Source organism: Streptomyces montanisoli (genome assembly GCF_017813245.1).
In the GTDB taxonomy this organism is placed as follows: domain Bacteria; phylum Actinomycetota; class Actinomycetes; order Streptomycetales; family Streptomycetaceae; genus Streptomyces; species Streptomyces montanisoli.
The window spans coordinates 1-8703 of sequence record NZ_JAGIQL010000213.1 but is presented as its reverse complement, the minus strand read 5'-3'; the positions used below and the strand labels follow the sequence as shown (position 1 = coordinate 8703).

9 protein-coding genes and 1 pseudogene are annotated in these 8703 nt (G+C 73.1%); 6 read left to right on the top strand and 4 right to left on the bottom strand.

Annotation, left to right across the window (positions count from 1 at the left end):
- The coding region (locus JFN87_RS29945; protein ID WP_209345150.1) for a hypothetical protein at positions 1-271 on the bottom strand (271 nt) is incomplete at its 3' end.
- 3 nt (positions 272-274) lie between these two features.
- Entirely contained in the window at positions 275-1111 is an 837-nt protein-coding gene (locus JFN87_RS29940; protein WP_209345148.1) for a class I SAM-dependent methyltransferase, read from the bottom strand.
- A 424-nt stretch (positions 1112-1535) separates the two neighbouring features.
- Between JFN87_RS29940 and rpsA the strand changes: the two genes are divergently transcribed.
- The 3 genes from rpsA to coaE all read left to right on the top strand — a co-directional run bounded on the left by rpsA (position 1536) and on the right by coaE (position 4910).
- Positions 1536-3050 (top strand): 30S ribosomal protein S1, encoded by a 1515-nt coding sequence (rpsA, locus tag JFN87_RS29935; protein WP_209345146.1) that lies wholly within the window; start codon positions 1536-1538, stop codon positions 3048-3050.
- A gap of 229 nt (positions 3051-3279) precedes the next feature.
- Entirely contained in the window at positions 3280-4224 is a 945-nt protein-coding gene (locus JFN87_RS29930; protein WP_209345144.1) for a PAC2 family protein, read from the top strand.
- Positions 4225-4295: 71 nt separating this feature from the next.
- On the top strand, positions 4296-4910 hold the full coding sequence (coaE, locus tag JFN87_RS29925) for a dephospho-CoA kinase (protein WP_209345142.1): 615 nt from the start codon (positions 4296-4298) through the stop codon (positions 4908-4910).
- A gap of 46 nt (positions 4911-4956) precedes the next feature.
- Here the strand turns inward: coaE and JFN87_RS29920 are convergent, their stop codons facing one another.
- On the bottom strand, positions 4957-5256 hold the full coding sequence (locus tag JFN87_RS29920; RefSeq protein WP_209345140.1) for a DUF6343 family protein: 300 nt from the start codon (positions 5254-5256) through the stop codon (positions 4957-4959).
- A 104-nt stretch (positions 5257-5360) separates the two neighbouring features.
- Here JFN87_RS29920 and JFN87_RS29915 point away from each other — a divergent pair, with 104 nt between their 5' ends.
- On the top strand, positions 5361-6314 hold the full coding sequence (locus tag JFN87_RS29915) for an acyltransferase domain-containing protein (RefSeq protein WP_307865648.1): 954 nt from the start codon (positions 5361-5363) through the stop codon (positions 6312-6314).
- Positions 6315-6336: 22 nt separating this feature from the next.
- On the opposite strand, the gene JFN87_RS29910 is transcribed toward JFN87_RS29915, so the two are convergent.
- On the bottom strand, positions 6337-6678 hold the full coding sequence (locus tag JFN87_RS29910) for a hypothetical protein (RefSeq protein WP_209345136.1): 342 nt from the start codon (positions 6676-6678) through the stop codon (positions 6337-6339).
- 223 nt (positions 6679-6901) lie between these two features.
- Between JFN87_RS29910 and JFN87_RS29905 the strand changes: the two genes are divergently transcribed.
- Together JFN87_RS29905 and JFN87_RS29900 are read left to right on the top strand one after the other, a co-directional pair.
- Entirely contained in the window at positions 6902-7972 is a 1071-nt protein-coding gene (locus JFN87_RS29905) for a slipin family protein (RefSeq protein ID WP_209345134.1), read from the top strand.
- A gap of 132 nt (positions 7973-8104) precedes the next feature.
- Positions 8105-8703: pseudogene (locus JFN87_RS29900) on the top strand (ATP-dependent helicase); the annotation flags it as partial.

The following is an 8703-nucleotide window of genomic DNA, read 5'->3' as shown; positions in this document are numbered from 1 at the left end:
TCGGGCGCGGCTCCGCCACCAGCACCCGGCGCGCCTGGCCCGGAGGCGCGGGCAGCAACCCCGCGGGCAGCAGCCCCGCGGGCATCGGTCCCGGGGACATCGGCCCCGCGGGCAGCAGCCCCGCGAGGGCCAGCGGCACCAGCGTCGTCTTGCCTGTGCCGGGCGGCGCGCACAGCACCGCGCACCCCGCCGCGTCGAGCGCGCCGGCCAGCTCGGGCAGAGCGGTGCGGACGGGCAGCGCGGCGAGCGCGTCCTCGCGCGCGGCCCCCACCCGTCAGTCCCGCACGCAGACGAAGACGGCGGTCCCCGGCAGGTGGGCGCCGCGCAGCGGGGACCAGCCGCCCCACTCCTGGGTGTTCCAGGCGGGCCACTCGGGCTCCACCAGGTCGAGGAGCCTGAACCCGGCGGCCGTCAGGTCGCGCACCCGGTCGCCGAGCGTCCTGTGGTGCTCGACGTACACGGCGCGGCCCTGCTCGTCCTGCTCCACGTAGGGCGTGCGGTCGAAGTACGACATGGTCGCGGTCAGGCCCTCGGGGCCCGGCTCGTCGGGGAACGCCCAGCGCACCGGGTGCGTGGCCGAGAACACCCAGCGTCCGCCGGGCCGCAGCACCCGGTGCACCTCGGTGAAGACCCTCCGCGAGTCGGCGACGAAGGGGATCGCGCCGTACGCCGAGCACGCCACGTCGAAGGCGCCGTCGCGAAACGGCAGCACCGCCGCGTCGGCCTGGACGAGCGCGACGGAGCCCGCGCGCTCCTCGTCGATGCGGCGTCCGTGCTGCAGCTGGCGGTGCGAGAGGTCGAGCGCCACGGGACGGGCGCCCTGCGCGGCGAGCCAGCGCGAGCACTGGGCCGCGCCCGCGCCGATCTCCAGGACGTCGAGGCCGGCCAGCGACTCAAGCGGACCGAGCAGGCCGGCCTCCATCTCGTCCAGGCCCTCGGGGCACCAGACGAAGCGGTCGTCGCCGAGGAACGTGCCGTGCTCGCTCTGGTACTCGTCGGCGTTCCTGTCCCACCAGCCCCGGTTGGCACGGGAGCTCTCCGCCTCGCCGGCCGTGCGGCGGGCGGCTTCCGGTTCGTCTGCGTCTTCGTGTGCGTCGTGCTCTTGGATGATCTCGCCCGTCGTCGTAAGGTGCGTGCAGTTCCGGCCGCGCGGGCCGCGGCCCGAGTGTGGCAGTACGGCGCGCTCCCGCGCGTGCGGGGGTGCGCGAGGGGCGCACGGCGCCCGAGTGGTGCCCGGTTCGCGGCATGTTCGTGACGCCGTGTGCCGGGTATGCGGTGTTGCGCCCCGGGTGTGCGCCTTCGCGCATTGACCATGCCTGGCCGCCCCCGTATGCTAAAGGTTGCGCTGCGGGCTTGCGCGCCTCAGACGTAGCAGCCGCGCTCGCATCTGTCGTGAGTCCCCTCGGTCCGTCGAGGCGCCCACCCCGGTCACCGGGTCGGCGCCGACCGGCCTGTCCGGACCCCGCGGACGCGATATCGGGCTCTCGGCGTAGCAGTACCTACGATCCAATGTCCGTACCGGAGCCCTTTCCCACATGACGAGCAGCACCGAGACCACCGCCACCACCCCGCAGGTTGCGGTCAACGACATCGGTAACGAGGACGCCTTCCTCGCCGCGATCGACGAGACGATCAAGTACTTCAACGACGGCGACATCGTCGACGGCGTCATCGTGAAGGTCGACCGGGACGAGGTCCTGCTCGACATCGGTTACAAGACCGAGGGTGTCATCCCCTCCCGCGAGCTTTCGATCAAGCACGACGTCGACCCCAACGAGGTCGTCGCCGTGGGCGATGAGATCGAGGCCCTGGTTCTCCAGAAGGAGGACAAGGAAGGCCGTCTCATCCTGTCCAAGAAGCGTGCGCAGTACGAGCGCGCCTGGGGCACGATCGAGAAGATCAAGGAAGAGGACGGCATCGTCACCGGTACGGTCATCGAGGTCGTCAAGGGTGGTCTCATCCTCGACATCGGCCTCCGTGGCTTCCTGCCGGCCTCCCTGGTCGAGATGCGCCGCGTGCGCGACCTCCAGCCCTACGTGGGCAAGGAGCTCGAGGCCAAGATCATCGAGCTGGACAAGAACCGCAACAACGTGGTCCTGTCCCGCCGTGCCTGGCTGGAGCAGACGCAGAGCGAGGTCCGCCAGACGTTCCTCACGACCCTGCAGAAGGGCCAGGTCCGCTCCGGCGTCGTCTCCTCGATCGTCAACTTCGGTGCGTTCGTGGACCTCGGCGGCGTCGACGGCCTGGTGCACGTCTCCGAGCTGTCCTGGAAGCACATCGACCACCCGTCCGAGGTCGTCGAGGTCGGCCAGGAGGTCACGGTCGAGGTCCTGGACGTCGACATGGACCGCGAGCGCGTCTCCCTGTCGCTGAAGGCGACGCAGGAAGACCCGTGGCAGCAGTTCGCCAGGACGCACCAGATCGGCCAGGTCGTCCCCGGCAAGGTCACCAAGCTGGTCCCGTTCGGCGCGTTCGTCCGTGTGGACGAGGGCATCGAGGGCCTGGTCCACATCTCCGAGCTGGCCGAGCGCCACGTGGAGATCCCGGAGCAGGTCGTCCAGGTCAACGACGAGATCTTCGTCAAGGTCATCGACATCGACCTGGAGCGCCGCCGCATCAGCCTCTCGCTGAAGCAGGCCAACGAGGCGTTCGGCGGGGACCCGGCCGCGGTCGAGTTCGACCCGACGCTCTACGGCATGGCCGCGTCCTACGACGACCAGGGCAACTACATCTACCCCGAGGGCTTCGACCCCGAGACCAACGACTGGCTCGAGGGCTACGAGACCCAGCGCGAGGCGTGGGAGACGCAGTACGCCGAGGCGCAGGCGCGCTTCGAGCAGCACCAGGCCCAGGTCATCAAGTCCCGCGAGGCGGACGAGGCCGCGGCGGCCGAGGGTGCGGCGGCTCCGGTGGGCGGCGGTGGCGGCAACGCCCAGGCGTCTTCCGGCGGCGGCTCGTACTCCTCGGAGTCCGGCGACAACTCCGGCGCCCTCGCGTCGGACGAGGCGCTGGCGGCGCTGCGCGAGAAGCTGGCCGGCGGCCAGAGCTGACGCAGACGCGGCGGGCACGGCCCACGGCCTAGCCCGCGCCGTAGCGATGTACGGAAGGCCCGTTCCCCCCGGGGAGCGGGCCTTCCGCACGCCCGGCAGCGGCCCCGGTAGCGCCCGGAGCGGTCCAGCAGCGGGACGGTAGCGCCCCGAGCGGGGCGCGTGCGCCGGGGGAATGCCCACGCCCGCCGGGGCGTTGACGCCTGGGACAGCACAAGGAGGAGCGGTAACAGTGCTTGATCCGCAGGATTTGTACGAGTGGGACCCGAAGGGCCTCGGCGCCGTCGACATGGCGCTGGCGCAGGAGACCGCGGGTCTCGTCATGCTCTACCACTTCGACGGATACATCGACGCGGGCGAGACCGGCGACCAGATCGTCGAGAACCTGCTGGAAGCCCTGCCGCACCAGGTTGTCGCGCGCTTCGACCACGACAGGCTGGTGGACTACCGGGCCAGGCGGCCGCTGCTGACGTTCAAGCGGGACCGCTTCACCGACTACGAGACGCCGACCCTCGACGTCCGCCTCGTGCAGGACGCGACGGGCGCGCCGTTCCTGCTCCTGTCCGGGCCCGAGCCCGACGTGGAGTGGGAGCGCTTCGCGGCCGCCGTCGACCAGATCGTGGAACGCCTCGGCGTCCGCCTCGTGGTGAACTTCCACGGCATCCCGATGGGCGTCCCGCACACGCGTCCCGTCGGCGTCACGCCGCACGGCAACCGCACGGACCTCACGCCGGGCCACCCGAGCCCGTTCGACGAGGCCCAGATCCCCGGCAGCGCCGAGTCGCTGGTGGAGCTGCGGCTCATGGAGAAGGGCCACGACGTGCTGGGAGTCGCCGCGCACGTCCCGCACTACGTCGCCAGGTCCTCGTACCCGGACGCGGCCCTGACCGTCCTGGAGACGATCACCGCGGCGACGGGGCTGGTACTGCCGGCCGTCGCGCACGCTCTGCGCACCGAGGCCCAGCGCACCCAGACGGAGATCGAGCGCCAGCTCGGCGAGGGCGACGACGACCTCGTCGCGATGGTCCAGGGCCTTGAGCACCAGTACGACGCGGTGCTCGGCGCGGAGAGCAGGGGCAACCTGGTGGCCGAGCCCGCCGAGCTGCCGACGGCAGACGAGATCGGCCTGGAGTTCGAGAAGTTCCTCGCCGAGCGCGAAGGGGAGGGCGGCGCCTGAGGCGCTGCCGCCGCCCCGGTGGCGGGTGAGTCCCGTCAGTACGGGTGAGGCCCGTGAGTAGGGTGAGTCCCATGCTGAGAGTGGGGCTCACCGGCGGTATCGGAGCGGGCAAGAGCGAGGTGGCGCGGCTGCTCGCCTCCTACGGAGCGGTGCTCATCGACGCCGACCTGATCGCGCGGGAGGTCGTCGAGCCGGGGACCCCCGGCCTCGCCGCCGTGGCCGCCGAGTTCGGCGAGAAGGTACTGACACCCGAGGGCGCCCTGGACCGGCCCGCCCTGGGCGCGGTCGTCTTCGCCGACGAGGAGCGCCGCCGCGCGCTGAACGCGATCGTGCACCCGCTGGTCAGGGCCAGGTCCGCGGAGCTGGAACGTGCGGCGGGGGAGAGCGCCATCGTCGTGCAGGACGTGCCGCTGCTGGTCGAGGGCGCCATGATGGACCAGTTCGACGTGGTGATCGTCGTGGACGCGTCACCGGCGACGCAGCTCGACCGGCTCGTGCGGCTGCGGGGCATGCCGGAGGCGGACGCGCGCCGCCGGATGGCGGCCCAGGCGACACGCGAGCAGCGCGGCGCCGCCGCCGACGTGATCATCGACAACGACGGCCCGCGCGAGGCGCTCGAACCGCGGGTTCGCGCGGTGTGGAAGCGGCTGGAGGAGCGCGCCGCCGGCGTCACCCCCGAGCCCTGACCGGCGGCCGCCCCGCCGCCGCGTCCCCGCCAGGCAGGCCCGTCCGTCAGGGCCGGTGCAGGTGCTGGGCGCGTGGGTAGCGCCGGAGCGTGCCGTGCACCGGCTCGTACGGCGGGATGTCGCGGCCGGGCTGGAAGTGCGGGCCCTGCCGCATGCGGTGGACGACGAGGGCGATGTCCGCCAGCGCGATCAGGGCGATCGCGGCGCACAGCCCCGCCCACACCTCCACGCCGGCGAGCACGAAGATGACGGCACCGCCCGCGCCCCAGAACAGGCCCCATACACTCAGCCACAACCGCAGGCGCAGTGGACTGCGTGCGGTGACAGGCTCACTTCCCGTACGCATGTCACCCGCACCTCCCAACGCTCGTCACCCACAGCTCCAAGGGTATGACGGCGTACCCGCGAACCCGCGGGGACGAGAGCACGCAACGTGCAGGGAGGACGCCGGTGACCGCCGAACCGACCGCGGGACCCGCCGTGCCGGAGGCGGACGAGGACCTGGCCGACCTGCTGCTCGATCTGACCGTCCCGCACGAGGACATCGGCGGCATCCTCGCCCTGCGCCGCAGGGTCGCAGCCGATCCCGCCCTGCGCGCGACGGCGGACGACGCGCTCGCCCACCTCGTCGCGGGCATGGGCGCGGGCGGCTCGGGACGCACGGAGGGCGAGCGCCCGAAGCTGCCGGGACTGCCCGAGGACATCGGCGTCGCCGAGCCGTACCTCCCCGTCTACGTGTATGTCGCCGCGCTGCCCGTCGTTCGGGCGCACCACCGCGAGCGGGGCGTCCCCGACGAGATCGGGAGGCGGACGCTCGCCGACCTCGGCCGCCAGCTGGCGGTCCACCGCAGGCGGTACGGCACCGGCGGGCTCACCTCGCCGGGCTGGCCCGCCCTGCACTTCAGGGGCGAGCTGTACCAGCTGGGGCGGCTCCAATTCGAGCGGGCCGGGCTCGGGGCGCGGACGGCTGCCGCCGTGTCGGCGGCCGGCGCCGCCGCGTCCGCGGGCGATCCGTGCCTGTCCCTGCACATCCCGGACTTCCTCGGCCCGCTCGCCCCCGGCGCGGTCGACGCGTCGCTGGCCAGGGCGAAGGCGTTCTTCTCACGGCACTTTCCGGAGGATCGCGCCACGGCCGCCACCTGTCACTCCTGGCTGCTCGACCCGCAGCTCGCCGGCTACCTCCCGCCGGAATCGAACATCATGCGGTTCCAGTCACGCTTCCGCCCCGCACGCCCCGGCGAAGCACCGGAGACCGACGACCGCGACCCGGTCGGCTTCGTCTTCGGCGACCCGCGCCTCGACCACGACCGGCTGCCGCGCCGCACGACGCTGGAGCGCGCGATCGGCGACCACCTGCGGGCGGGCAGGCACTGGCACGCGGGCCACGGGTGGTTGGCGCTGTGACGCGCGGCGCCGGTGGCGGGGGTCAGTGGACGAAGCGGTAGCTGCGCCAGGGCGGCGAGTCGGCGGCGACGTTGTTGCTGAGTTCCGTCGCGATGTACGCCGACTTCCCGCCGGTGCAGTCCGACGAGTGGTAGACGATCAGATCGACGAGCGAGCCGTTCTTGACGGCATTCGCCCCGACCGGACTGAACTGGTGGCAGCCCTTGACGAGCGGACTGTTCACGACGACGACCTGGCCGTCGGGCGAAAGGTGGCGGACGGGGCCGACCGCCGTCCTGTCGAGGCTTGAGCAGCCGGCGAGCCCGGCGGTCAGGAGCGCCGTGCAGGCAGCCGTGGCGACGCGCCGATGCTGATTCACGTACATGGACCGTCCTTTTCTCTGCGGTGGACCGTGCGCGGTGCGCCGTACGGTGGCGGGTGATGCCACCCTGCCCGACCACGGACGGCCGGGCACGCGGTGTACGGCCGGCCGGGCGAGCCGTACGGCGCCTGGCACGGCCCGTGTACCCGGCCCCGCGACTCTCGACCCGCCGCGGCCGCGGGCTTACCTTGGACAGGGGGACCGGGTCCGTCCTCAGGGGGCCGTCATGGTCGATGTTGTGGTCACGGTGGTGGTCGCCGTGGTGTGCGTGGCGTGCGTGTACGCGATGGCCGCCGCGCGGGTCGTCAAGCAGTACGAGCGCGGCGTGGTCTTCCGGTTCGGGCGGCTGCTTCCCGAGGTCCGCGGCCCGGGGTTCACCTGGATCGTGCCGTTCGCGGACCGGCTGCACAAAGTGAACATGCAGATCGTGACGATGCCGGTGCCCGGCCAGGACGGCATCACGCGCGACAACGTGACGGTCCGCGTCGAGGCCGTCATCTACTTCAAGGTCGTGTCCCCGGCCGACGCCGTGGTGCGCGTGGAGGACTACCGGTTCGCCGTGCTGCAGATGGCGCAGACGTCGCTGCGGTCCATCATCGGCAAGAGCGACCTGGACGACCTGCTGTCCAACCGGGAGAAGCTCAACCAGGGCCTGGAGCTGATGATCGACAGCCCGTCCGTGGGGTGGGGCGTGCAGATCGACCGGGTGGAGATCAAGGACGTGTCGCTGCCCGAGACGATGAAGCGCTCGATGGCGCGGCAGGCGGAGGCCGACCGGGAGCGGCGCGCGCGGATCATCAACGCGGACGCCGAGCTGCAGGCCTCGAAGAAGCTGGCCCAGGCGGCTCGCGCGATGTCCGGTGAGCCGGCCGCGCTCCAGCTGCGGTTGCTGCAGACCGTGGTCGCGGTGGCCGAGGAGAAGAACTCGACGCTGGTGCTGCCCTTCCCGGTGGAGCTGCTGCGTTTCCTGGAACGCGCGACGCCCGCGCAGGCCGCGCACGCGGTCAAGGCGGTGTCGGACGTGGCGATGGAGACGACGGGACCGCCGGCCGAGGAGGAGCGGGACGGCACGGCCGAGGAGACCGGCACGCCCGAGGAGACCGGCACGCCCGAGGGGATCGGCCCGTCCGAACAGGTCGACGCGACCGAGGAGATCGGTGCGGCGAGCGACGAGGCCGCGGGGGCGGCCGCCGGGCCGGACGAGGCCCCCGCCGTGCCGCCGCTGCCTGAGGGCGGCCTCGCGGAGTCCCCCGAAGGCCCGGGACCCGCCGCGGGCGGCAGCGGGCGCCCCGCCTGAGCGCCAGTCCTGCCCGAGCGCCAGGGTGACCTGCACGAACACCGCTCCCGGGGGGCGTTGTCATACCCCCTGCCTAGACTCGCAGAGTCGGATCGATCGTGCGGGTGCGGTGGCGGAAGGGCGGTGGTGGTCATGGCGTACGGGCCGGGGCTCGCGCGCTGCGCCGCCGTCTTCCTGCCCGCGGAACTGCCACGCGAGGGCCGCGTCGCGTTCTGGGCGCCCGAGGGCGAGCTGCCGTGGGACGCGTTCCCCGAAGCGGCCGCCGGTGAGCTGACGGTGGTGCGGCCCGCGGGGGAGGCGGGCGAGGCCGTGGAGGCGGTCACCGTGCCCGCGGTGCTGGTTCCTGTGGGCGAGGCTGTCCCGCTGCTGGTGCGGGCAAGGGGCGACAGGGCCGCCCACTCGGCGGCGGCATGCTGGGGCGCCGCCGCGCTGCACGCGCTGCGCCTGGTCGGCCGCGGCAGGCTGCTGCCGGGTCTGACGGCGACGGATCAGGACGCGTGGCGTGCCGGCCCGCTCGACGCGGAGGACATCGCGCAGCTGCGGGCCATCGCCGCCGCCATGCCGCCCGAGGCGCACGCGTGCCCGGTGCCGGACACGGCGGCCGGTGGCGAACTGCGCGTGCCGGACCAGGAAGCGCTCGTGCGCGCGTTCCTCGACGCCGTCGCCGACACGCTGCCGCGCACGCCGGCGGCGGCGTTCGCCGCGGGCGCGCCGTTCGCCGCGCGTGCGCC